Origin of the sequence: Saccharothrix algeriensis, from assembly GCF_016907655.1 — a bacterium.
GTDB classification, from domain to species: Bacteria; Actinomycetota; Actinomycetes; order Mycobacteriales; family Pseudonocardiaceae; genus Actinosynnema; species Actinosynnema algeriense.
Genome location: NZ_JAFBCL010000001.1, coordinates 2,929,979 through 2,954,177, shown reverse-complemented (window position 1 = coordinate 2,954,177; position 24,199 = coordinate 2,929,979). Strand labels below are relative to the sequence as shown.

Sequence of the window (24,199 nt, the reverse complement as noted above, 5' to 3'; positions counted from 1 at the left end):
AGCCCGGCGCGGTCGAGTCCGGAGCTGTCGGGTTCGGCGCTGTCTGGCTCGGCACGATCGGGCCCGGCGCTGTCGAGTTCGGCGCGATCGGGTTCGGTGCTGTCGGGCCCGGCCTGGTCGGGCCCCGTCCCGGTGGAGGTCCGGTCAGCCACGCTTCGGTTCGGAGCTGAGCACGACCTCGAACTCCAGCAGGTCCGAGCCGGTGCCCACGGGCTTGGCCCGCTCGCCCGAGTGCGCTTCCCGCGCGCTGCCGCCCAGCCAGTTCTTGAAGTCCTCGTCGGTCTCCCAGTGGGTGACGACGAAGTACCGGTCGTCACCCGCGACGGGGCGCAGCAGCTGGAAGCCGAGGAACCCGGCCGCCGAGTCCACCGCCCCGAGCCGCGCGGCGAACCGCTTCTCCAGCTCCGGCCCCGAGCCGTCGGGGACGTGGATCGCGTTGATCTTCACAACCGCCATGGCACCGACGTTAGCACCGGCCGCCCGCCGGCGGAGGGACCGCTAGCGCCGCAGGGAGCCCGGCCACAGGTGCTCGTCGGGGGGCAGCTCGTCGCCCCGGAACCAGGCTTGGAAGAAGCCGTCCAGGTCCTGCCCGGACACCTGCTCGACGTGCGCCTCGAACTCGGGCCACGAGGCGTTGCCGCCCCGGTGCCGCTCGGTCCACTCCCGCACCGCCCGGTCGAACGGCCCGTCGCCGATCTGGCGGCGCAGGGCGTGCACCGCGAGCTGCCCCTTGTCGTAGACGCCCCGGAACTCGTTGCCGCGCCCCATGTCGTAGAGCTTGCGGTTCCAGTAGCCCGTCGAGCCGTCGGTCCGGTCGACCTCCGCGCGGTAGCGCTCGTCCAGGTCGACGCCCTCCTTCTCCTCCGCCCACTGCCACTGCGCGTAGCTGGCGAGGCACTCGTTCAGGCAGATGTCGGCCCACGACCGCAGCGTCACCGAGTCGCCGAACCACTGGTGGGCGTTCTCGTGCACGATGGTCTCCAGGTCGGCCCACCCGGCGTACACCGGCCGGGTCTGGGTCTCCAGGGAGAAGCCGATGTCGTCGGACAGGAAGATCCCGCCGGCCGCCCGGAACGGGTACGGGCCGTACTTCGCGGACAGGAACTCCAGGACCTCGGGCAGCCGCCGCTGGTCCTCGCGCGCGCCCAGCGCGCCGGGCGCGTAGGCGCTCACCACCGGCGTCCCGTCGGGCAGGGTCGACCGGTCGACGGTCCACTTGTCGATCGCCACCGTGGCCAGGTAGGTCGCCATGGGCTCGGCCGCGTCCCACCGGTAGGTCGTCCAGCCGGCGTCGTGCGTGACCTCCCCCTCCACACCGTTGGACACCGCCGACCAGCCGTCCGGCACCCGCGCGGCGAGCTTGAACGACGCCTTGTCGCGCGGGGTGTCGTTGGCCGGGAACCAGGTGGTCGCCGAGTGCGGCTCGCCCGCCGCGAACGCGCCGCCGCCCGCCGAGACCTGCCAGCCGCTGCGGCCCAGCGCCCGGTCCTGGAACAGGGCCGGCCGGCCGCCGTAGGTCACCGCCACGACGAACCGCTCGTCCTCGCGCAGCGGCGCGGCGGGCGTGATGACCAGCTCGTGCTCGCCCTCCTGGCTGAAGCCGGCCTCGACGTCCCCGACGGTCACCCCGGAGACCCGCAGCTGGTACAGGTCGAGGTTGAACCGGCTCAGGTCGTCGGTCGCGACGGCCGTGATCAGGGCCTTGCCGGTCAGCTCCCGGGTGCCGGGGTCGTAGCTGATGGCCACGTCGTAGCCGTCGACGTCGTAGCCGGTGTTGCCGTCCTGCGGGTAGTACGGGTCGCCCGCGCCGTCGCCGCCCTCGGCGTCGACCACCGGGGGAGTGCCGCTCGCGGGGGACGCGGTCGGCGGCTGCTGCTCCGGCCGGTCGGGCAACTCGGCCACCAGCACCCCCGCCACGACGAGCACGACGGCCGCGACGAGCAGGTAGGGACGGGCCCCGGGGCTGATTGCCATGCCGACATGATGCACGCATGAGCGTTGTGGAGTTCGGTGGATCGGGGCGCGGGATCCTGCTGATGCACGGCCTGATGAGCCGGGCCTCCACCTGGTGGACCGTCGCGCAGTGGCTCAAGCCCTACGGGCGGGTCGTCGCGGCGGACGCCAGGGGCCACGGCCGCAACTCCCAGCGCGGCCCGTTCCGGACGGAGGACTTCGTCGCCGACGCCGCCGCCGTGGTCGAGCGGCACGACCTCGCGCCCGCCGTGGTGATCGGGCACTCGATGGGCGGCCTGCACGCGTGGGCGCTGGCCGCGACCCGCCCGGAGCTGGTGGCGGCCGTGGTGGCGGAGGACGTCGTGCCGGACAACCGGGGCCGCACGGTGGACGAGTGGCGCTGGTACTTCGAGTCGTGGCCGGTGTTCGAGTCCCTGGCGCACGTCCGGTCCGTGGTGCGGGTGCCGCGGGTCGAGGAGATGTTCGAGGAGCGCGCCGACGGCTACCACCTGATCGCGCGGCTGGAGGACCTCTACGAGATCGCGGCCGAGTGGGGCGAGCGGTCCTACTGGGACTTCGTGGACGCCGTCCGGTGCCCGACGCTGACCGTCGAGGCGGGCCGGGGCGGGCTGCGGCCGGGGCAGATGGCCGAGGTCGCCCGGCGCACGGGCGGGCAGCACCTGCTGGTGCCCGAGTCGGGGCACGTCGTGCACGACGAGGCGCCCGAGGTCTACCGGGGCGCGGTGGAAGCCTTCCTGAGCGGGTCGATCCCGCCGGTCTGAGTGTCCACGACGGACACCTCGCGGACCTTGGCGCGGATCGGCTCGACCGGGTGCAGGGCGGCGAACGCCCGGACGACCTCCGCGTCGTCGACGCCGTGCAGCAGCGTGCAGTGCGGCACCCAGTTGCCCGGCAGGTAGTACGCGCTGGGGTTCTTCACCCGCCCCGCCAGCACGTCGTGGATCGCCGAGTGCACGGCCAGCAGCTCCCCGTCCACGACCGCGCCGAGCTGGAGCACGTTCTCGGTGGTGGAGAACACGCCGAGGGTGTGCAGCCACAGGTCGGGCAGCCACAGCCGGGACAGGTCCTCGCGCAGCTCGGCGCGCACCTTCGGCCCGATCGCGCCCGCCACGGCGTAGGTCAGGTGCGGCGGGTGCTCGAACGACGCGCCGATCCGCCGCCACAGCGCCCGGACCCGCGCGTCGGCGTCGGCGTCGAAGAACACCACCAGCGCGTGCACGTCAGTGCTCCCCGGGCAGCGCGAACAACCCGGTCGCGGTCTGCTCGACCAGGCCGTCCACCAGCAGGGAGTGCAGGCACCGGTCGCGCTGCCCGGCGTCGGACCAGACGGCGTCCAACCGGGCCTTGCCGACCGGCTCGGGCGTGCCGCGCAGGACGTCCAGCAGCAGGCCGCGCACCTGCCGGTCGGTCCCGGCGAACTTCTGCACGGCCTTGGCCGGCCCGTCGTAGGCGGGGCGCCCGTTGCGCTGCCACGCGCACGTGGCGAGCACCGGGCAGTCCGCGCACCTGGGCGTGCGCGCGACGCAGACCAGGGCGCCGAGTTCCATCAGGGCCGCCGAGAACACGGCCGCGTCCTCCCGCGGCAGCAGCGCTGCCACGTCGTTCAGGTCCCGGGTGGTGGACGGCGGCCCGGCGTCACCCGCGCCGTGCACGGCCCGCGCCACCACGCGCCGCACGTTCGTGTCCACCACCGGGCACCGCTTCCCGTAGGCGAAAGCCGCCACCGCTCGGGCCGTGTACGCGCCGATGCCCGGCAGCGCCAGCAACGTGTCCACGTCGTCCGGCACCACGTCACCGTGCTCGGCCGCGATCGCCTGGGCCGCCGCGTGCAGCCGCAGGGCGCGCCGGGGGTAGCCGAGCTTGCCCCAGGCGCGCAGGACCTCGCCCTGGCTCGCGGCGGCCATGGCGGAGGGCGTCGGCCAGCGCCGCAACCACTCGCGCCAGATCGGCTCGACCCGGGCGACCGGCGTCTGCTGGAGCATGATCTCGCTGACGAGCACACCCCAGGCCGTGCAGTCGGGCCGCCGCCAGGGCAGGTCCCGGGCGGTCTCGGCGAACCAGTCGAGGAGTGTCTGCGCGTCCAGGCTCATAGCCCGGCCAGTGTCCCAGAGGGCGGCGACCCGGTTGAGGGAGGTGCTGCCGGGCACCGCCCGGCTTTGACGCTTGTGGGCCTGTGCTCCGCGGCGGCGCTTCGGTTCTCACTGTTAGCCGTGTTCCGCGTTAGCCGTGTTCCGCGCGGCGGCGCTTAGCTCCAGCAGGCCGCGTTCCACGCGGCGGCGCTTCAGTTCTCACTGTTAGCCGTGTTCCGCGCGGCGGCGCTTAGCTCCAGCAGGCCGCGTTCCACGCGGCGGCGCTTCAGTTCTCACTGTTAGCCGTGTTCCGCGCGGCGGCGCTTAGCTCCAGCAGGCCGCGCTCCGCGCGGCGGCGCTTCAGTTCTCACTGTTAGCCGTGTTCCGCGCGGCGGCGCTTAGCTCCAGCAGGCCGCGCTCCGCGCGGCGGCGCTTCAGCGCAGCCGTGTGCCTCGTGTTCTCCCCGTACGGCCTGGGCGCAGCCCGATCATCTTTGTCGGGGGGTGTCAAGCACGCCCTTCGCTTGACACCCCCCGACAAAGATGATTGCCTCCGGCAGGCCGTGCGGGGAGAACACGACGCACTTCCCTCCTCCTTGGGGGCCTCCTGGCCGCCCTTCATACCTCTGACCTGCACCGATCCGGGTTAGATTTGGTGCAGTACGGATCTCAGCTGAAGAGCTTGAAAGAGTCCTCGCCGGACGGGCAGGCCGCCAAGGAGAATGAAAAGAAACAGCGGTCGTGTTCTCCCCGCATGGCCTGTCTAAAGACGACCATGCTTTTCTGGGGGGTGCAAGCGAAAAGCGTGCTTGCACCCCCCAGAAAAGCATGGTAGCCCTCCGGGCAGGCCATACGGGGAGAACACGAAGGCACCGGTCTGCACGGGGCGTGCCAAAAGCCAAGAGCCAAGGGCCAAGAGCCGAGGGCGAAAAGTGAGCCGTGCGGCCTGCGCGCGTCGTGCGGGCACCACGCGCGCAGGCGAGAGCCCCTAGACGACCTCGGTCAGCTCGCCGGTGTGCACGTCGTAGACGAACCCGCGGATGTTGTCCCGGTGCGGCACGAAGGGGCTGTGGCGGAGGCGGTTCATGGAGTTGCGGACGCTGTCCTTGACCTCGCGGAAGGCTTCGACGGCCCAGGTGGGGCGCATCCCGGCGTCGGACTCCAGCTCGTCCTTGAACTCGTCCTCGGTGACCAGCTGCAACCCGCAGTTGGTGTGGTGCACCAGCAGCACCTCGCGGGTGCCCAGCTTGCGCTGGCTCAGCGCGAGCGACCGGATCATGTCGTCGGTGACCACGCCGCCCGCGTTGCGCAGCACGTGCGCCTCGCCCTGCTTGAGCCCGAAGATCTCGAAGACCCGGATGCGGGAGTCCATGCAGGTCAGGATGGCAACCTGCATGGAGGGCCGAGGCGAGGAGCGGTCACCGGGCACGGCGTTGCCCAGCTCCCCGTTGCGGCGCAGCAGCTCTTCGATGGACGTCATGCCCAACACCTCCCTGTTCCTCCCCGGATTGGAACCCGCCTCCAGCGGACCGGCAACCGATCCGGGGTGTGAATCACGTTCATCACATCGGATGACAAGCAGTTACGTGGCCATTCCACGTCACTTGGTTACCTTCGCCAAGTGATCGTGCCCACAGGTCCACTGCCGCCGGAGGTGTACCGGCGTCGTCGAGCGCTGGCCGCCGCCGGCACCGCGGTCGCGACCGTGCTGGCCGTGTGGCTGGTGGGCGCGCTCATCGGGCACGGCGAGTCCGCGCCGGCCGACCCGGTCGCCCCGGTGGTCTCCAACCCGCCGCCGCAGGCCGACCCGCCCTCGCCGGCCTCCTCGTCGGCCTCGCCCCCGCCCGGCCCGTCCACCCGGCCGGCCGCCGCCCACCCGCCCGGCCACCTCCCGGGGCAGCCCCCGTCGCCGCTGGGCCTGCCGCGGCGGTGCGAGCCCGCGCAGCTGGGCGTCGTGGCGACCCTGGACAGGGCTTCCCACCCGGCGGGGGAGCGGGTGGAGCTGGGCATCCGGGTGTCGAACACCGGGCCGGAGCCGTGCGCCGAGGAGATCGGCCGCGCGGTGCGGGAGCTGGTGGTGACCGCGGCCGACGGGGGCGCCCGGCTCTGGTCGAGCAACGACTGCTACGACACCGTCGGGTCCGAGGTGCGGGTCCTGCGCCCCGGCGAGCTGTTCGAGTACGGCCTGGAGTGGCGGGGGACGGCCTCGGAGCCGGGCTGCGCGGAGCACACCCGGCTGGGCCCGGGGGACTACCTGCTCACCGCTCGGGTGGCCGGGAGGTCGAGCGACCCGGTGGCCTTCCGGATGACCTGACGCCCGGCCCGCCGCGCGTCACGGGCCGAACCAGCGCTCCTCGACCGCTCCGCGCGGCGACGCCGCCGTGGAGCCGACGACCAGCTCGGTGGACAGCGTCACCGTGCGCGGCCTGGTCCGCTCCGCCGAGTCCAGCAGCAGCTTGCCCGCCGCCCGGCCCTTCTCCAGCACGGGCTGGCGGACGGTCGTGAGGCCGGCCTGCTCCGCCTCGCGGATGCCGTCGAACCCGGTGACCGTGAGGTCGTGCGGCACGGCGAGGCCGCGCCTGCGCGCCTCGCCCAGCGCGCCCAGCGCGAGGATGTCCGACGTGCAGATCAGCGCCGTGATCTGCGGGTCGCGGTCGAGCACCTGGGCGGCGGCCGACGCGCCGGAGGCGGTGTTGTGGTCGAACCGCTCCACCACCGGCACACCCGCCCAGTCGACGCCGGCCTCGGTGAACGCCTCGGCCAGCCCCGCCAGCCGGGACCGCTGCACGTGGAAGTGCGCGGACCGCTGCCGCTCGGCGGTGACGTAGCCGTCGTTGCGGTCGCGGGCGAGCCTCATGCACACCACGCCGACCCGCCGGTGGCCGAGCGAGATGAGGTGGCGGGCGAGCGAGTTCATCGCGGCCCGGTCGTCGATGCCGACCCGGTCGACGTTGCCCAGGTCCGGCTGGTCGCACACCACCGTCGGCACCGGCCGCTCCAGCACCGCCGCCAGGTGCGGGTCGTCGTCGGGCACCGAGTACACGACGAACCCGTCGACGCCGGCGCGGTGCACGGCCGCCACGTCCTCGCGCTCGGGGTTCGCCGGCACCAGCAGCAGCCCGGTCCCGGCGTCCTCGCACGCCAGGGCCAGGCCCTCCAGGAACCCGATCGCCGCCGGGTCGCGGAAGGCGTAGGACAGGTTCTCGGTGAGCAGCAGCCCCACCGCACCGGCCTTCCGCGTCCGCAGCGACCGCGCCACCGGGTCGGGCCCCGGGTAGCCGAGCCGCCTCGCTGTCTCCAACACCCGGCGTCGCAGCTCCGGCGAGAGCTGGTCGGGACGGTTGTACGCGTTGGACACCGTTGTCCGGGAAACACCCAGCTCCGCCGCCAGTGAGGCCAGCGTCGCGGGGCGTCGCACATGCATCGACCGCGCCATGAAGTGACCGTAACGGTTCAGAACCAATTACAGAAGCAGGCGTGACGGGCATCCCTGAGAAGGTGCATCCGCGCAGGTGGGACCGGGTCACCTGCGTGGAACATGGTCCAGACCAATTAGGCGGTGGGTGGCGGCGCCGTGGACTCCCGCACGACCAGCTCCGGGCGGAACACGCGGGTGTAGTTGCCCGCCGGCCGCCTGCGCCGGTCGGGGTCCAGCCGGTGCGCCAACTCGTCCACGGCCGCTGCCGCCATCTCCTCGATCGGCTGCGCCAGCGTGGTCAGCGACGGCGAGCAGTACGACGCGAGCGGGATGTCGTCGAACCCCACCACCGACAGGTCGCGGGGCACCGACAGGCCGCGCCGGTGCGCCTCCCGCAGCACGCCGATCGCCATGTGGTCGGACGAGCAGATCACCGCCGTCGGCCGCACCGCGTCCAGCAGCGCGGCCGTCGCCGCCGCGCCGCCCTCCGGCCCGAACGGCGCGTGCGCCACGTACTCGGAGCCGGCGGGCAGCCCGTCCTCCTCCAGCGCCGCCGACCAGCCCGCCCGCTTCAGCCGGGACGTCAGCGACCGCGCGGGACCGGACACGAAGCCGATGCGGCGGTGCCCCAGCTCCACCAGGTGCCGGGTCGCCGCGTACCCCGCGTGCTGCTCGTCCACCGTCACGTCCGGCACGTCCAGCGACGGCGTGGCCCCGTTGAGGAACACCATGTGCACGCCGTCGGCCAGCAGCTTGGCGTAGTAGCTGGGCCGGGGCGCCTGGCCGAGCGGCACCTCGGCGTTGGTGATCTCCGGCGACACGAACACCATGCCCTCGACGCCGCGGGCGAGCAGCATCCGGACGTACTCCTCCTCGCCCATGGCCGCGCTGCCGGTCGCGCGCGTGTTGCACAGCAGCGACGAGTACCCCAGCCGCGCGGCGCGCACCTCCAGCGCCTCGGCGAACGCGGGGAACACCGGGTTGGACAGCTCCGGCACGAGCAGCCCGATCACCCCGGTCCGCTGGAGCGCGCCCAGGCCGCGCGGCGTGTAGGGCATCTCCGCGAGCACGGCCAGCACGCGCTGGCGGGTCTCCTCGTTGACACCCGCCCGGCGGTTGAGCACCCGGCTGACCGTGGACATGCTCACCCCGGCTGCCCTCGCGATCTCGGACAGTCCGGACACCGCGCCTCCTCGTTCGGTGATCGTGGGTGACGTGCAGCCTGCCGGGACCGGCAAGTTTTTGCAACGCCGGTCCCCGGCCGGTCCGGTGGATCGCCTCCGTTACGGCTTGGTTACTGCAAGTGTCTTGACCCTCCGCTGGTAGGGGGTTATGCAACTTGTGTCAGGAATTTCGCAAGTCCTTGCAGAACCTCATCCCGATGAGGCCAACCGGAGGGACGGCACCAACGATGCGACGCACCACCTTCGTCACCGCCGCGGCGGGTCTGGCCGGCGCGCTCGTCCTCGCCTCGTGCGGCGGCGGCGCGCCCGCCGACAGCGGCGTGGTCACCTTCTGGGACACCAGCGGCCCCGGCGAGAGCCCGGTGTTCGACCGGATCGCGCAGGAGTGCGCCGCCGAGGGCGGCTACCGGGTGCGGACCGAGGTGGTGGCCTTCGACCTCGCGCTCAACAACTTCAAGACCGCCGCGCAGGGCGGCCAGGGCCCCGACGTGTTCCGCGCCGAGGTCGCCTGGGTGCCGCAGCTGGCCCAGCTCGGCTACGTCGTCGACCTCACCGACACCGAGCTGGGCAGGGACACCGACGACTTCCTCGCCACCCCGCTGGGTTCCACCAGGTTCCAGGACCGGACCTACGGCGTGCCCCAGGTCACCGACTCGCTGGCGCTGTTCTACAACAAGCGCAAGCTCGCCGACGCCGGCGTGGAGCCGCCGAAGACCTGGGACGAGGTCAAGGCCGCCGCCGCGAAGCTCGGCGGCGAGAAGACCCTGTTCCTCAACAACGACGCCTACTACGCGCTGCCGTTCATCTACGGCGCGGGCGGCGACCTCGTGGACGCGCCCGCGAAGAAGATCGTCGTCAACTCCGCCGAGAACGTGGCGGCGCTGGAGACCGCCAAGGGCCTGCTCGACGCCAAGGCCGCGACCACCGCCCTGGACCCGGTGAACTCCTACGGCAACATGCAGGCCGCGTTCTCCGCCGGCGAGGTCGCGATGGTGATCAACGGCCCGTGGTCGGTGACCGACTACCTCAAGGGTGAGGCGTTCGCGGACGCGGCCGACCTCGGCATCGCGCCCGTGCCCGGCGAGACGGCCGGCAAGGGCTCGGCGCCGGTCGGCGGCCACGACTACGTCATCCGCCAGGGCACCGCGGCCCGGGACTCCGCGGTCGAGCTCGTCGCGTGCATGAGCAGCGCCGAGTCGCAGGCGCGTATCGCCGAGGAGCTGGGCCTGCTGCCCACCCGCAAGTCCGCCTACGAGGTCGCCGGCGTCAAGGGCAACCCGGTCGTCTCCGCGTTCCGCCAGGTCGTCGACGCCGCCCACGCCCGCCCGTGGATCCCGGAGGGCGCGGAGCTGTTCGAGCCGCTGAAGATCGCCTACGCCGACGTGCTCGCGGGGAAGAAGGACGCCCGCGCGGCGCTGGACGAGGTGGCCGAGGTCTACCGGAACAGGGTCGTCGAGGACTACGCCATCGGCTGACCCCCCTTCCCGCGGCGGGCCGCGCCTCCCCTTGGCGCGCGGCCCGCCCGCCGACCCCAGGAGGCGACCGTGCGCAGGTTCCTGACCCGGCACTGGTACGCGTACGCGATGGTGCTGCCGGTGGTGGTGGTCCTCGCCGCGCTGGTGCTCTACCCGCTGGCCCAAGGCGTGTTCTTCACCTTCACGAACATCAACGAGGGCAACATCGCCAACCCGGTCCTGGGCCGCGCCGCCGGCTACACCGGCGTGGGCCTGACCAACTACCTGAACGTGCTCTCCGGCGATCCGGGCTTCGGCTCGTTCTGGACGACCCTGGCGCGCACGCTGGTCTGGACGTTCGGCTGCGTGTTCTGCCACTACGCCATCGGCCTCGGCCTGGCGGTGCTGCTCAACCGCCCGCTGCGCGGCCGTGCCGCGTACCGGGTGCTGCTGGTCCTGCCCTGGGCCGTGCCCGCGTTCGTCAGCGCGTTCGCGTGGAAGTACATGTTCAACGCCCAGTACGGGATCATCAACCAGGCCCTGCGCGCGATCGGCCTGCCGGGTCCGGTGTGGCTGGGCCAGTCCGACTGGGCGCTGGTCGCGGTCGTCGTCGTCAACGTGTGGCTGGGCGTGCCGTTCATGATGGTGGCGCTGCTCGGCGGCCTCCAGGCCATCCCCGGCGACCTGTACGAGGCCGCCGAGGTGGACGGCGCGTCGCCGTGGCAGCGGTTCCGGCATGTGACGCTGCCGGGCCTGCGAGAGGTGTCCGGCACCGTGGTGCTGCTGGGGATCATCTGGACCTTCAACATGTTCGCGGTGATCTACCTGATCACCGGCCCGAACCCGAACACCCGGATCCTGGTGACCTACGCGTTCGAGCGGTTCTTCTCCGGCGCCTCGCGGGACTACGCGATCGCGTCGACCTACGGCGTGCTGATCCTGTCCGTCCTGCTGGTGTTCGCGGGGGTCCACCGGCGGGCGCTGCGCGCGCGAGGCGAGGTGTGGTGATGGTGGTCGGAACCGCTGGAACCGTTGCGGCGCGGGCGAAGCGGAGGCGCCGCGAGCGCTCCCCGCTGGCGAGCGCCGGGCTGCACGCCGCGCTGCTCGTCGCGTCGGCCATCGCGGTGTTCCCGGTGTTCTGGGTCCTGGTCACGTCGTTCAAACCGGACGCGCGGGCCGTCGAGACGACGCCGAAGCTGGTCAACCAGTCCACTGTGGACAACTACGCGCGGGTCCTGTCCGGTGAGAAGGGCGACTTCCTGGCGTGGTTCGGCAACTCGGTCCTCATCGCGCTGCTGACCACCCTGGTCGCGGTGTTCCTGTCGGCGACCGCGGGCTACGCGGCGTCGCGGTTCCGGTTCCCGGGCAGGCGCGGGCTGCTGCTGTCGTTCCTGGTGGTGCAGATGTTCCCGTTCGCGGTGCTGATCGTGCCGCTGTACAACGCGCTGCTGGCGCTGGGGCTGCAGGGCACGAGCACCGGCCTGGTGCTGGTGTACTGCACGACCGCGGTGCCGTTCTGCACCTACCTGCTCAAGGGCTACTTCGACACCATCCCCACCGACATCGACGAGGCGGGCCGGGTCGACGGGCTCTCGCCGTTCGGGGTGTTCTGGCGGCTGGTGCTGCCGCTGGCGCGCCCCGGCCTGGCGGTGACGGCCTTCTACGCGTTCCTGACCGCCTGGGGCGAGGTGGCGTTCGCGTCGGCGTTCCTCTCGGCGGCGGACCGGTCCAAGACGCTGGCGGTGGGCCTGCAGGTGTTCGTGCAGCAGAACCGGACCGAGTGGGGGCACCTCGCGGCGGCGTCGGTCCTGGTCGCCGTCCCGGCGGTGCTGGTGTTCTACCTGGTCCAGCGGTTCCTGGTGGCCGGGCTGTCGGCGGGCGCGGTGAAGGGCTGAGCCCGCCGGGCGCCGCGCGGACTGGACCAATCCACCCGTTCCCGTAAGCGCTTGCAATCCCTACCGTTGCGGCAAAGCTCGGTAGTGAAAGGTGCGTTCCCATGGCTGAGGTCGCCTACGTCAAGGCATCGCGGGTCTTCTCCGGCACCCCGCCGGTCCGCGCCGTCGACGAGTTGTCGCTCGACGTCTCCGACGGCGAGTTCCTGGTGCTGGTCGGCCCGTCGGGCTCGGGCAAGTCGACGGCCCTGCGGATGCTCGCGGGCCTGGAGGACGTGGACGAGGGCGCCATCACCATCGGCGGCAAGGACGTCACCAACGTGCCGCCCAAGGGGCGGGACATCGCCATGGTGTTCCAGTCCTACGCCCTCTACCCGCACATGACCGTCGCCGAGAACATGGGTTTCGCGCTCAAGCTGCGCGGCGTGGACAAGGCTCGGATCAAGGAGAAGGTCGCCGAGGCGGCCAGGATGCTGGACCTGACCAAGTACCTGGACCGCAAGCCCAAGGCGCTGTCCGGCGGTCAGCGGCAGCGCGTCGCGATGGGCCGCGCGATCGTGCGCGAGCCCTCCGTCTTCCTGATGGACGAGCCGCTGTCCAACCTGGACGCGAAGCTGCGCGTGGAGACCCGCGCGAACATCGCCGCGCTCCAGCAGCGCCTGGGCACCACCACGATCTACGTCACGCACGACCAGGTCGAGGCCATGACCATGGGCCACCGCGTGGCCGTGCTCAAGGACGGCCTGCTCCAGCAGTGCGACACCCCGCGCGCGCTGTACGACAAGCCGGCCAACGCGTTCGTCGCCGGCTTCATGGGCTCGCCCGCCATGAACCTCAAGACGGTGCCGCTGACCGCCGAGGGCGCGAAGCTGGACGGCATCGTGGTGCCGCTGGAGCGCCGCGCGCTCGACGGCGCCGGCGCGAGCGGCCTGGACGAGGTCACCTTCGGCATCCGACCGGAGTCGCTGGCGCTGGTCGGCTCGCAGGGCCCCGGCATGGAGATGACCGTCGAGCTGGTCGAGGAGCTGGGCGCGGACGCGCTGGTGCACGGCGCGGTGCGGATCGGCTCCGGCTCGGAGCGGTTCGTGGTCCGCGTGGACGGCCGCACGCCGCCCGCCCTGGGCCAGGTCGTCAAGGTCGCGGTGCGCGACGCCTCCGAGATCCACCTGTTCCACCCGGAGACGGGCGCGCGCCTGAGCGACTGAGGCCGGACCGGGGACGGGCGCGCCGCACCGGCTGCGCGCCCGCCCGGCGCTGCGAGGGCCACCTCCCGACGCGGAGGTGGCCCTCGTCGCGTTCCGCGACCGCGCGCAAAGTCACAGAACACCCGGTCAGTGGACACACCGGTGGCGGAGCGTTCTAAACTGAACTCGACAACGGTTTCCATTGCACATAAATCCAGCCCGTCGAGGAGCCAGCCCATGACCGTCCGTAACGCGATGCTCGGCGCGGTGGCCGCCGTGACCGCCGCCGTCCTCGCCGCCTGCGGCGGTGAGCAGGCCCCGCCCGCGGCGAACGGCAAGATCAAGGTCGTCGCGTCCACCAACGTGTGGGGCAGCGTCGTGCAGGCCGTCGGCGGCGACGCGGTGGAGGTCACCGCCATCATCAGCGACCCGTCGGGCGACCCGCACTCCTACGAGAGCAAGCCCTCGGACGTGGCCGCCGTGCGCGACGCCAAGCTGGTGATCTTCAACGGCGGCGGCTACGACGACTTCTTCGCCACCCTGCTGACCACCGAGACCGAGGGCGCGAAGAAGATCGAGGCGTTCCCGCTGTCGGGCAAGGCTTCCGACCACGCCGAGCCGGAGACCGGCGCGGAGCCGGAGACCGGGGCCGAGCCGCACGACCACGAGGTCAACGAGCACGTCTGGTACGACTTCGCCAGCGTGCGCAAGGTCGCCGACCAGGCCGCCGCCGACCTGTCGGAGATCGCGCCGGACCGCAGGGCCGACTTCGAGGGCAACGCCGCCGACTTCGGCCGCCGGCTCGACGAGCTGTCCCAGCGGATCGCGGGCGCGGGCGAGGGCCGCAAGGTGCTGGAGACCGAGCCGGTCGCGCACTACCTGCTCGACGCCGCCGGCGTGGTGGACGCGACGCCCGAGACGTTCAGCGAGGCCGTGGAGGGCGAGACGGACATCCCGGCCGCCGCGCTCGCCGAGGTCACCGAGCTGGTGGGGCGGAAGCAGGTCGTCGCGGTCGTGGACAACGTCCAGACCGAGAACGCGGCGGTCAAGCAGGTCGTGGACGGGGCCCGGCAGGCCGGCGTCCCGGTCGTGCAGGTCACCGAGACGCTGCCGGAGGGGGCCACGGGCTACCTTGACTGGATGACGAAGCAGGTGGACTCGCTGGCGGAGGCGCTGCGCGGATGACGGCACAGGTGACCGACACCCCCGTGCGCGGCGCCGTGACCCTGCGCGGCGCACGGCTGTCCTACGGGGACCGGGTGCTGTGGGACGGGCTGGACCTCGACGTGGCGCCCGGCGAGTTCGTGGCCGTGCTGGGGCCCAACGGGTCGGGCAAGACCAGCCTCATGCGCGTGCTGCTCGGCCTGCAGCCGCTGACGGCGGGCACCGTGCACGTCTCGGGCGGCAACCGCCGGATCGGGTACGTCCCGCAGCAGCGCGCGGTGGACCCGTCGCTCGCGCTGCGCGGTCGCGACCTGGTCGGGTTCGGTGTGGACGGCCACCACTGGGGCCTGGGGCTGCGCGGGCGCCGCGAGCGCGCGGCCAAGGTGGACGCTGCGCTGGCCGCCGTGGGCGCGACCCGGTACGCCGACGAGCCGGTGGGGCTGCTCTCCGGCGGCGAGCAGCAGCGGCTGCGGGTGGCCCAGGCGCTGGTCGGCGACCCCGAGGTGCTGCTGTGCGACGAGCCGCTGCTGTCGCTGGACCTCGCGCACCAGCGGGTGGTCAGCGACCTGATCGACCGGCGGCGGCGCACGGCCGGCACCGCCGTGCTGTTCGTGACCCACGAGATCAACCCGGTGCTGCCGCTGGTCGACCGGGTGCTGTACCTGGTGGACGGTCGGTTCCGGGTCGGCACCCCGGCCGAGGTGATGACCTCGGCGACGCTGTCGCAGCTGTACCGCACCAACGTCGAGGTGGTCCGCGTGCGCGACCAGATCCACGTGGTCGGCGCGCAGCACGTGTGCGAGGACGCGCCGCACCACGTGGCGGATGAGGACTGATGGAGAACTTCTTCGACCTGTCGCTGACGCTCGACCTGCTGCGCTACGACTTCGTCTGGCAGATGCTGATCGCGGGCGCGGTGCTCGGCGTGGTGGCGGGCCTGCTCGGGCCGCTGGTGGTGACCCGCAAGATGGCGTTCGCCGTCCACGGCACCTCCGAGCTGGCGTTCACCGGCGGTGCGGCGGCCCTGCTGGTCGGCGTCGGCGTCGGCTACGGCGCGCTGGCCGGGTCGGTGGTGGCGGCGCTGCTGCTCGGGCTGCTGTCGCGGCGCGACTCGGACCGCGACTCGGTGATCGGCGCGATCCTGGCGTTCGGCCTCGGGCTGGGCGTGCTGTTCCTCTACCTCTACAAGGGCCGGTCGGCGAACAAGTTCGGGCTGCTCACCGGGCAGATCGTCAGCGTCGGCTCGACCGACCTGTGGTTGCTGATCGGCTCGTCGGTCGCCGTGCTGGTGGTGCTGGCGGTCATCTACCGGCCGCTGCACTTCGCCTCGGTCGACCCGGCGGTCGCCACGGCGCGCGGCGTCCCGGTCCGCTCGCTGGCGGTGGTGTTCGCGGTGCTGGTCGGCGTGGCCACCGCGCTGAGCGTGCAGGTCGTCGGCGCGCTGCTCGTGCTGTCGCTGATGATCACGCCCGCGGCCGCCGCGAGCCGGGTCACGGCGTCACCGGTGAAGGCGACCGCGCTGGCCGTGGTGTTCGCCGAGGCGGCCGTGCTGCTGGGCATCCTGCTCTCGCTCGCCCCCGGCGTGCCGGTGAGCGCGTTCGTCACGGGGGTGTCGTTCCTGATCTACCTGGTGTGCCGGGTGCTGGGCGGCGCGCGGTCCCGGGCGGACGCCTGACCGGACCGCCCGCGACGGGTGGTTTGGCCGGGGGCCGGCGCGGGTACCGCACCGGGTGGGGCTGATCGGCAGCGCTGGGACGGGCGCCGGGTGATGCGGACACGGGTTGACGCGCTCGCCCGTGCGGGACGCGCCGCACGGGTGGGGCGAGGTCGTGCGCACCGGGGTCCGCGCGCCGCGGGCGGCCCCGCGGCCGGCTCAGGCGGACCGGGTGATCTCGGGCTCGTCGACCCGCGGCGCGGGCAGCCGGCGGGCGTGGATGTCGATGCCGGCCACGCGCACCTGGTTGCGGCCGTTCTCCTTGGCCGCGTAGAGCGCCGCGTCGGCGCTGTGCTGCGCCGACATCAGGCAGTCGCCGTTGTCCGGGACCACCGCCACGCCGATGGACGCCGAGATCGCCCGCACCTCCGGGCCGTCCTCGGTCAGCGGCAGGTTGCGCCCGCGCAGGGTCACCGTGTTGCGGTGCTTGTCGGTGGTCACGACGGTCATCTCGCCGATCGCCTCGCGCACCCGCTCCGCGATCGCCGTGCCCTGGACCAGGCCCGTCTCGGCCAGCACGACGACGAACTCCTCGCCGCCGTCGCGGCCCGCCACGTCACCCGGCCGCAGCTTCTCCCGCAGGATGCGGCCCACCTCGGCCAGCACGGCGTTGCCCGCCGGGTGGCCCCACGTGTCGTTGATGCGCTTGAAGTGGTCCAGGTCGATCGCCAGCACGGTCACCGGCTGGCCCGCGTGCCGGCAGCGCTCAGTGAGCCGGCCCGCGTGCTCGCTCAGGCCGTTGGTGTTGAACAGGCCCGTGCGGTAGTCGGTGTGGGCGTCCTTGGTCAGCTGCAGGTGCGCCTTGTGCTGCTCGGCGACCAGCCGCTCCAGGTGCGCGTGGCGCTCCGACGCGCGGTGCAGCAGGGCGTTGACCAGGATCACCGGCACGGCCAGCAGCAGCGGCGCGACCCAGTGGGTGGCGACCAGCAGCCCGAGCGCCGCGCCGACGCCGAGCGTGGTCATCTCCAGCATGTTGTCGTGGCGCGTGCCCAGCGAGTCCACGAACCGGGTCTGCGGGTTGACGATCTTGAGCGCCACCGTCATCAGCAGCACCTGCACGAACCAGTACAGCGCGGCGACGAGGACCAGCACGCCCAGCAGCGCGAGGTCCGTCAGGACCCGGCCGGAGGACGACAGCGAGAACCCCGACAGCCGGACGGCCGCGCCGGCGAGCGCGGTGCTCGCCACGATGTGCGCGGAGGTGAACACGAACCGGTACGGCTGCCGCCGGGCGATCGGCCACAGCACCACCCGCAGCCACACGACCACCAGGACGCCCATGGCGGCGGGCAGCACGATCGCCGCGGCGAACGTCCACACCGAAGTGAGGTCGAAGTACGGGCCCGCGGATTCGTCCCGGCGCGATTCCTCGGCCCGTCGGACGATCGTCAGGTGGACGGTGACCGCCAGCACCAGTGCGCCGAACCGCAGCCAATCCGCGGGCGCCGCGGAACCGAGCGTGGTCAACAGCCAAATGGCGGCGAATGCCACCACCACTTCGACGGAAAGCACGTAGGCGATCGCGGTGCGGCGCAGCGACCACAGGTCCCAGTTCCGACTCGGGCGCCACTTGGCTGTCGCGGACGGCGCGTGGTCAGGCAAACTGTTCTTCACCACGTCCCCCCTACACTCATGCCGCCGCCGCGCGGCCACTCGCCGGAGCAGCGGCGGCTTTACGGCCCCCATCGGTACCCGAGTCGTGCGTAGAGGAGTGTCCGCCATGCGTAACCGCGAGTGGTGACCCCATCGCTCTCCTTGAGCCCCGGTCCGGAATCTTCACCGTACGTGCGTGCGTTCTCGCGGTGCGCGCACGAACGCGCCTCGTCATGGGAATCGCCATTCGTGGTGAGTCTGTTTCATGTGGCCACCGTGTTCGGGTCGGTCCTGGCTCGTGCGCGGTTCCAGGCTACGGTCGCCTGCCCGGCGAGGAGCAGCCCGATGGCCCCGGCGCCCGCCAGCGTCGCCGTCACCGAGCCGATCGCGTGCGCGACGACCCCCGCCAACGCCATCCCGCCGCCCTGGCTGGACCTCAGCGCCGTGCGCGCGATGCCGTAGGCCCGCCCGCGGTAGGCGTCCGGCAGGATCCGCATCCACGCCGAGCGGGCCGGCGTGTGGTAGGCCCCGGCCATGCCGGCCAGCACGAGCAGCGCGATGGTCCAGGTCAGGTTGGGGTTCAGCGCGAACATCACCAGCGGCGCCAGCGACAGGATGGCCAGCGGGCCGATGAGCCGCTCGCGCTTCGCCGGGTCGCGCACCAGGCGGAACAGCACGGCCACCCCCAGCACGTTCGCGGCCGGTTCGACGGCCAGGATGAGGCCGACGGCCCACACCGCGTCCAGGCTCGCGGCCAGCGGCACGGCGAGCCCCTCGGGCACCATCGCGATGCCGGCCAGAAGGCGCATACCCATAAGAGAGCGCAATCGCGGTTCAGTGACGAGCAGCGCGAAAGCTCCCTTGCCGCCTTCGGCTTCCCGATGTGCCGCGCCGAGCGGGTCGGCGGCCGGCCGGAACCGCACCGACGTCTGCACCAGCACCGCCACCAGCACGAACGTCACCGCGTCGATCGCCAGGGCCACGTTCGGGCCCGCGGTGGTCACCAGGAAGCCCGCCGCCGCCAGGCCGGCCATCTGGGCCACGTCCACCGACGTCCCGAACAGCGCCACGCCGTCGTCGTAGCGCTCGTCGGGCAGCACGGAGGGCAGGCTCGCCTCCTGGGCGGCCAGGAACGGCGAGGCGATCATCAGCACGAGGACGAGCAGGACTACCATGATCCACAACGGCACGCCGGGCAGCGCCATCAGCCCGAGCAGCGCCGCCTGGAGCCAGGCGCAGCAGATCATGACCGTGCGCCGCGGGAAGCGGTCGGCGACCCAGGCCAGCAGCGGTCCGGAGACCAGGGACGGGAGCAGCGTCAGCGACCAGGTGAGGGCGGTCCACGCGGGGGAACCGGTGCGCTCGTAGACCAGGAGCGACAGCGCCACGGCCGCGAGCTGGTCGCCCACGGTGGACACCGTGGAGCCGACCCACATGCCGCGGAACTCGCGGTTGCCCACGAGCGCGCGCAGGGTTCCCCCGGAAGTCACCACTCCTCCAGGTTCGTCGGCCCCACTGAGTGAGTCACGTAACCCCCACCCGAAGTAACAATTATCTCGGTCAGCACGGTAGAAGCTGCTGGTTGTGCAATCTCTGTCCTACCACAGTGTGTACCCGAACGGACCAGGCCGGTTACATAAAGTAGTTACAATGGCGAAAAGTCCCGTACCTATTCTTGACAGTTGACCGTAGCGGACCAGGGTCGGGCAAAGCGCGCCTACCCTACGTCAAGGTGACGCCCATTGGTCGCCGACCCGCTCGACCGACCGGTGCAGCCCGTTCCGGCGGCCCGGCGAGCCCGCGCCGCGCCGCTGTTCGGCAATTGTGCGGCTGCCCGCTCGGGGGATCTTCAGAACTGGTAGTACAGGAACGGGCTGAACGTTCCGCCGGCGACCAGCAGCGCCGCATAAGCCACGCCCACCGTCATCAGCGAAGCCCGCGCGGCCACCGCCACCCGATCCCGCGAGGACTCCAGGTACGGACCCGTCACCGGGTGGTCGGGCAATGCGACGACGACCAGCGCGATCACCAGCAGCACGATCCGCTGATTCGTGGCGGCGGCCGCGACGGCCTCGCCGAGACCGCCGAAATCCGGGGTCAGCAGGTGCCCGATCATGGTGAACGCGGCACCCAGGTCGGCCGACCGGAAAAACACCCAACCGATCACCACTAACACCATCGTGAGCGCTCGGCGGGCGATTCGCGCACGCGTGGTGATCGGTGCGGAATCCCACCCGAAACGGCGCTCGACGATCAGCAGCGCGCCGTGGAACAAACCCCACACCAGGAACGTCCAGTTCGCGCCGTGCCAGAACCCGGTGAGCACGAAGACGATCCCGAGGTTCCGGTAGGTGCGCAGCACGCCGGTGCGGTTCCCGCCGAGCGGGATGTAGACGTAGTCCCGGAACCAGCGCGACAGCGACATGTGCCAGCGCCGCCAGAACTCGGTGATCGTCACCGACGAGTACGGGCGGGCGAAGTTCTCCGGCAGCCGGAAGCCCAGCATCCGGCCCAGGCCGATCGCCATGTCCGAGTACCCGGAGAAGTCGAAGTACAGCTGGAGCGCGTAGCCGACGGCCCCCAGCCAGGCGATCGCGAAGGTCATCTCGTCGTCGGGCGTGGCGAAGCAGGCGTCCACCAGCGGGGCCAGCGAGTCGGCGATGACCACCTTCTTGCACAGGCCCAGCGCGAACCGCGGGAAGCCCGCCGCGATGTCGTCCCAGCGGTGCAGCCGGGGCTGCGGCAGCTGGTCGGCGATCTCCCGGAACCGGACGATGGGGCCCGCCACGAGCTGCGGGAACATCGCGATGTAGGTGACGAACGCGACCGGGTCCCGCAGCGCGGGCCGCTCGCCCCGGTGGACGTCCACCACGTAGGAGATGTGGTGGAACGTGTAGAACGAGATGCCGATGGGCAGCGCCAGGTGCACCACCGGCAGGTCCGCGCCGACCAGCGACGCGATGGCGCGCAGCTGCTCGGTGGCGAAGCCGAGGTACTTCCAGACCAGCAGCACGCCCAGGTTGACGCAGATCGCGCCGACCAGCACCAGCCGGCGGTCGCCCGGCCTGCCCGGCTCCAGCCGCAGGCCCGCGAAGTAGTTCACCACCATCGCGCCGAGCAGCAGCAGCGTCGTGCCGCCCGCGCCGGTGAAGTAGAAGAAGAGGCTGGCCACCGCCACCACGACGTTGCGCCGCTTCCTGGGTGCCACGAGGACGGCCGCGAGCACGACCGGCAGGAAGAACCACAGGAACAGCGGGGTGGCGAAGGACATCGCGGGGAACTTTATCCGGCCGCCGTCGCCGAAGTGGCCGATCGGGTGACAAACCGGTCGGGGTCACACCGGCCTGCACCGCACCGGCCGTCACCGCGCCGACGGCCCCGGACCGGCCGGATCACCGCATCGGGCGGGAGCCGTCACCACACCGGTCGGCGGTGGGGTCCGCCCGGCGGCCCCACCGCACCGACCGTCAGGGCTTGGCCACGTCCAGCCGCCGCCGCCGCGCGACCTCCGCCAGCACCACGCCGGCCGCGACCGACGCGTTCAGCGACTCCACGCCCGCCGCCATCGGGATCGACACGGTCTGGTCGCAGGTCTCCCGCACCAGCCGGGACAGGCCGCGGCCCTCCGAGCCGACGACCACCACCAGCGGCCCGGTGGCCAGCTCCAGCCCGTCCACGTCGACCGTGCCGTCCGCGTCCAGGCCCACGACCATCAGGCCCTCGTCGGCCCACTCGCGCAGCTGCCGGGTCAGGTTGGTGGCCACCGCGATCGGCATCCGCGCCGCCGTGCCCGCGCTGGTCCGCCAGGCCACGGCCGTGATGCCCGCCGAGCGGCGCTGCGGCAGCACCACGCCCTGCGCGCCGAACGCCGCCGCCGAGCGCACCACGGCGCCGAGGTTGCGCGGGTCCGTCACGCCGTCCAGCGCCACCAGCAGCGGCGGGCGGCCCGACTCGCGGGCGATCCGGAGCAGGTCGCGCGGCTGCGCGTACTCGTACGGCGGCACCTGCAGGCCCAGCCCCTGGTGCACCGCGCCGCCGGTGATGCGGTCCAGCTCGCCCCGCTGCACCTCCAGCACCGAGATGCCGCGGTCGGCCGCCAGCTGCACGGCCTCGGCGACCCGGTCGTCCGCGTCGATGCCCAGCGCCACGTACAGCGCGGTCGCCGGGATGCCCGCGCGCAGGCACTCCACGACCGGGTTGCGGCCCGCGACCGTCTCCGGCGCGTTCTCGGCGGCCTTGCGGCGCCGGTCGCGGGCCTGCTCGGCCTTCGCGCCCGCCTGCGCCCGCTTGTACGCCGGGTGGTTGGGGCGGTCCGCCGCCTTCGGCGTCGGTCCCTTGCCCTGCAGGCCCTTGGACTTCTGCCCGCCGGAACCGACGACCGCGCCCTTCTTGGAGCCGGGGTTGCGCATCGCGCCCCGGCGCTTGGAGTTCCCTGCCACGAGGTCAGTCGTCCTTCAACGTCCACAGCGGACCGTCGGGGGTGTCCTCGACGGCGATCCCGGCAAGGAGCAGGTGGTCGCGCAGCGCGTCCGCCCTGGCGAAGTCCCTGTCCTTGCGGGCTTTCACGCGCTCTTCCAGCACCCGCTCGACCAGGGCGGCCAGCGCCTTGCGGCCACCCGCCCCGTCGGCCGGCTCCTGCGCCCAGCGCAGCGGGTCGACGCCCAGCACGCCGGTCATCGCGCGCACCGACTCGGCCGCCGCCCGCGCGCCGAGGTCGTCGGCCGCCTCCAGCGCCGTGTTGCCCTCCCGGACCCGGCGGTGGATCGCGGCCAGCGCGCCGGGCGTGCCCAGGTCGTCGTCCAGCGCCGCGGAGAACGCCGCCGGCAGCTCGCCGGCGTCCCCGACGGCGCCGGTGCGCTCCACCACGCGGCGCAGGAACGACTCGACGCGCCGGTAGGCCGACACCGACTCGTCCAGGGCCTCCTGGGAGAACTCGATGGTCGACCGGTAGTGCGGCCCGACCAGGTAGTAGCGCAGCTCCGGCGCGCGGACCCGCTCCAGCAGGACCGGGATGGCGACCGTGTTGCCCAGCGACTTGGACATCTTCTCGCCGCTGAGCGTCACCCAGGCGTTGTGCAGCCAGTACCGGGCGAACCCGTCGCCGGCCGCGCGGGACTGCGCCAGCTCGTTCTCGTGGTGCGGGAAGATCAGGTCGATGCCGCCGCCGTGGATGTCGAACGTGCCGCCCAGGTAGGCGGTGGCCATCGCGGAGCACTCCAGGTGCCAGCCCGGCCGGCCCGGGCCCCACGGCGTCGGCCACGCCGGCTCACCCGGCTTCGCGGCCTTCCACAGCGTGAAGTCGCGCGGGTCGCGCTTGCCCTGCGCCGCCGACTCGCCCTGGTGCACCTCGTCCGGCTTCTGGCCCGACAGCGCGCCGTACTCCGGGAAGGAGGCGACGGAGAAGTACACGTCGCCCTGTGCGGCGTAGGCATGGCCGAGGTCGACCAGGCGCTGCATCAGCTCGACCATCTGCGTCACGTGGCCCGTCGCGCGCGGCGCGTAGGAGGGCGGCAGGCAGCCCAGGGCCGCGTACGCGTCCTCGAACGCGCGCTCGTGCTGGTAGGCCCACTCCCACCACGGGCGGCCGTGGTCGGCGGCCTTGGCGAGGATCTTGTCGTCGATGTCGGTGACGTTGCGCACCAGCCGGACGTCGTCGTGCGTGCGCGCCAGCCAGCGGCGCAGCACGTCGAAGTTCAACCCGCTGCGCACGTGGCCGATGTGCGGAACACCCTGCACGGTCGCCCCACACACGTAGATCGACGCCGTCCCGGAGACCTGCGGGACGAACTCCCGCATGGACCGGCTCGCGGTGTCGTACAGGTGGAGGGTCACCCCCGAGATGGTACGGGCGTCGACCACCCGGGGTTGAGCCGACCGGCCGGTCGCCCCCGCGCCGGTTCGCTATGCCGCGTGCTCGCGCAGCACCCGGAGCAGCGCGTCGGGCCGTTGGCCGGTCTCCAGCGGCGGCACGATCTCGACCCGGCAGCCGATCGCCGCCGCGCCGCCGTCGGCCTCCTCGCTGTCGCCGACCATCAATGCCTCGGACGGGTGAACCCCGAGCCGCTCGCAGGCCACCTGGAAGATCTTCGGGTCCGGTTTGACCGAGCCCACCTCGTAGGACAGGACGAACTCGTCGACCAGGTCCTCCACGCCGTGGCGCGCGAAGACGGCCCGGATGTCCCACGCGATGTTGCTCACCACGGCCGTCGGCAGCCCGCTGCCCAGGGCCGCCGCGGTGTCCGGGTAGGGCTGCCAGAACGGCGGGCTGCACAGCCGGCCGTAGAAGTCGGCGGGGTCCTGCGCGCCGGCGGCGGTGAGGGCCTTGATGTGCAGGTCCCGGTGCAGGTCGCCGTCGAGGTCGCGGCGGGCCCACTCGTCCGGGTCGATGTCGAGGCCCTCGGCGACGCCGACCGGCGCGGTCAGCGCGCGCATCAGGTCGGCGTGCTCGGCCAGCGAGTCGTGCTCGAGGCGGAAGAGCGTCCCGGAGAAGTCGAAGAGGACGGCGCGGATCGTCACACCGGCACGTTACGTGGTCTGGACCTCTTGGCTGAAGG

22 protein-coding genes are annotated in these 24,199 nt (G+C 72.4%); 9 read left to right on the top strand and 13 right to left on the bottom strand.

What is annotated here, in order from left to right; genetic code table 11:
* Positions 1-144: 144 nt before the first annotated feature.
* Complete coding sequence (locus tag JOE68_RS13295; RefSeq protein ID WP_204842668.1) at positions 145-456, bottom strand: antibiotic biosynthesis monooxygenase family protein; 312 nt, start codon at positions 454-456, stop codon at positions 145-147.
* 42 nt (positions 457-498) lie between these two features.
* Entirely contained in the window at positions 499-1,974 is a 1,476-nt protein-coding gene (locus tag JOE68_RS13290) for a M1 family metallopeptidase (protein ID WP_204842667.1), read from the bottom strand.
* Between the two features lie 17 nt (positions 1,975-1,991).
* On the opposite strand from JOE68_RS13290, the gene JOE68_RS13285 reads away from it, so the two are divergent.
* The gene (locus JOE68_RS13285) at positions 1,992-2,735 is read left to right on the top strand and encodes an alpha/beta fold hydrolase (RefSeq protein ID WP_204842666.1); all 744 of its coding nucleotides are present in this window, start codon (positions 1,992-1,994) and stop codon (positions 2,733-2,735) included.
* Here JOE68_RS13285 and JOE68_RS13280 read toward each other — a convergent pair.
* The 3 genes from JOE68_RS13280 to JOE68_RS13270 all read right to left on the bottom strand — a co-directional run bounded on the left by JOE68_RS13280 (position 2,684) and on the right by JOE68_RS13270 (position 5,522).
* Positions 2,684-3,193, bottom strand: a complete 510-nt coding sequence (locus JOE68_RS13280) for a 2'-5' RNA ligase family protein (protein ID WP_204842665.1) — start codon at positions 3,191-3,193, stop codon at positions 2,684-2,686. The two genes, JOE68_RS13285 and JOE68_RS13280, sit on opposite strands and share 52 nt — an antisense overlap.
* Before the next feature lies 1 nt (position 3,194).
* Positions 3,195-4,064: an HhH-GPD family protein gene (locus JOE68_RS13275; protein WP_204842664.1), complete on the bottom strand. Its 870-nt coding sequence runs from the start codon at positions 4,062-4,064 to the stop codon at positions 3,195-3,197.
* A gap of 966 nt (positions 4,065-5,030) precedes the next feature.
* A complete protein-coding gene (locus tag JOE68_RS13270) occupies positions 5,031-5,522 on the bottom strand; it encodes a beta-class carbonic anhydrase (RefSeq protein ID WP_204842663.1) in 492 nt (163 codons plus the stop codon).
* Between the two features lie 141 nt (positions 5,523-5,663).
* Between JOE68_RS13270 and JOE68_RS13265 the strand changes: the two genes are divergently transcribed.
* Complete coding sequence (locus tag JOE68_RS13265) at positions 5,664-6,356, top strand: hypothetical protein (protein ID WP_204842662.1); 693 nt, start codon at positions 5,664-5,666, stop codon at positions 6,354-6,356.
* Between the two features lie 18 nt (positions 6,357-6,374).
* Here JOE68_RS13265 and JOE68_RS13260 read toward each other — a convergent pair whose 3' ends face one another.
* Both JOE68_RS13260 and JOE68_RS13255 read right to left on the bottom strand, forming a co-directional pair.
* A complete protein-coding gene (locus tag JOE68_RS13260) occupies positions 6,375-7,478 on the bottom strand; it encodes a LacI family DNA-binding transcriptional regulator (protein ID WP_204842661.1) in 1,104 nt (367 codons plus the stop codon).
* Between the two features lie 116 nt (positions 7,479-7,594).
* Complete coding sequence (locus tag JOE68_RS13255) at positions 7,595-8,644, bottom strand: LacI family DNA-binding transcriptional regulator (protein WP_204842660.1); 1,050 nt, start codon at positions 8,642-8,644, stop codon at positions 7,595-7,597.
* Between the two features lie 227 nt (positions 8,645-8,871).
* On the opposite strand from JOE68_RS13255, the gene JOE68_RS13250 reads away from it, so the two are divergent.
* The 7 genes from JOE68_RS13250 (at position 8,872) to JOE68_RS13220 (ending at position 16,013) form a co-directional block, all read left to right on the top strand.
* Positions 8,872-10,119: an extracellular solute-binding protein gene (locus JOE68_RS13250; protein WP_204842659.1), complete on the top strand. Its 1,248-nt coding sequence runs from the start codon at positions 8,872-8,874 to the stop codon at positions 10,117-10,119.
* A gap of 69 nt (positions 10,120-10,188) precedes the next feature.
* Positions 10,189-11,106, top strand: coding sequence for a carbohydrate ABC transporter permease (locus JOE68_RS13245; RefSeq protein ID WP_372443291.1), 918 nt, complete (start codon positions 10,189-10,191; stop codon positions 11,104-11,106).
* A complete protein-coding gene (locus JOE68_RS13240) occupies positions 11,106-11,993 on the top strand; it encodes a sugar ABC transporter permease (RefSeq protein ID WP_204842658.1) in 888 nt (295 codons plus the stop codon). Before JOE68_RS13245 ends, JOE68_RS13240 begins: the two co-directional genes overlap by 1 nt.
* A 101-nt stretch (positions 11,994-12,094) precedes the next feature.
* Positions 12,095-13,195 carry an ABC transporter ATP-binding protein gene (locus tag JOE68_RS13235; RefSeq protein ID WP_204842657.1) on the top strand — a complete coding sequence of 367 codons (1,101 nt, stop codon included), beginning with the start codon at positions 12,095-12,097 and terminating at the stop codon, positions 13,193-13,195.
* 216 nt (positions 13,196-13,411) lie between these two features.
* Entirely contained in the window at positions 13,412-14,359 is a 948-nt protein-coding gene (locus JOE68_RS13230) for a metal ABC transporter solute-binding protein, Zn/Mn family (RefSeq protein WP_204842656.1), read from the top strand.
* A complete protein-coding gene (locus JOE68_RS13225) occupies positions 14,356-15,174 on the top strand; it encodes a metal ABC transporter ATP-binding protein (RefSeq protein ID WP_204842655.1) in 819 nt (272 codons plus the stop codon). The genes JOE68_RS13230 and JOE68_RS13225 overlap by 4 nt, the downstream gene beginning before the upstream one ends.
* On the top strand, positions 15,174-16,013 hold the full coding sequence (locus tag JOE68_RS13220; RefSeq protein WP_204842654.1) for a metal ABC transporter permease: 840 nt from the start codon (positions 15,174-15,176) through the stop codon (positions 16,011-16,013). The genes JOE68_RS13225 and JOE68_RS13220 overlap by 1 nt, the downstream gene beginning before the upstream one ends.
* A gap of 198 nt (positions 16,014-16,211) precedes the next feature.
* Here the strand turns inward: JOE68_RS13220 and JOE68_RS13215 are convergent, their stop codons facing one another.
* From JOE68_RS13215 to JOE68_RS13190, 6 genes are all read right to left on the bottom strand, one after another.
* A complete protein-coding gene (locus JOE68_RS13215; RefSeq protein WP_239562233.1) occupies positions 16,212-17,519 on the bottom strand; it encodes a GGDEF domain-containing protein in 1,308 nt (435 codons plus the stop codon).
* A gap of 389 nt (positions 17,520-17,908) precedes the next feature.
* Positions 17,909-19,135 (bottom strand): MFS transporter, encoded by a 1,227-nt coding sequence (locus JOE68_RS13210; RefSeq protein WP_204842652.1) that lies wholly within the window; start codon positions 19,133-19,135, stop codon positions 17,909-17,911.
* A 359-nt stretch (positions 19,136-19,494) separates the two neighbouring features.
* Entirely contained in the window at positions 19,495-20,916 is a 1,422-nt protein-coding gene (locus tag JOE68_RS13205; RefSeq protein WP_204842651.1) for an MBOAT family O-acyltransferase, read from the bottom strand.
* A gap of 196 nt (positions 20,917-21,112) precedes the next feature.
* On the bottom strand, positions 21,113-22,084 hold the full coding sequence (gene rlmB / locus JOE68_RS13200; protein WP_204842650.1) for a 23S rRNA (guanosine(2251)-2'-O)-methyltransferase RlmB: 972 nt from the start codon (positions 22,082-22,084) through the stop codon (positions 21,113-21,115).
* Positions 22,085-22,088: 4 nt separating this feature from the next.
* Positions 22,089-23,477 (bottom strand): cysteine--tRNA ligase, encoded by a 1,389-nt coding sequence (gene cysS / locus JOE68_RS13195; protein WP_204842649.1) that lies wholly within the window; start codon positions 23,475-23,477, stop codon positions 22,089-22,091.
* A gap of 69 nt (positions 23,478-23,546) precedes the next feature.
* Entirely contained in the window at positions 23,547-24,161 is a 615-nt protein-coding gene (locus JOE68_RS13190; RefSeq protein ID WP_204842648.1) for an HAD family hydrolase, read from the bottom strand.
* Positions 24,162-24,199 lie beyond the last annotated feature (38 nt).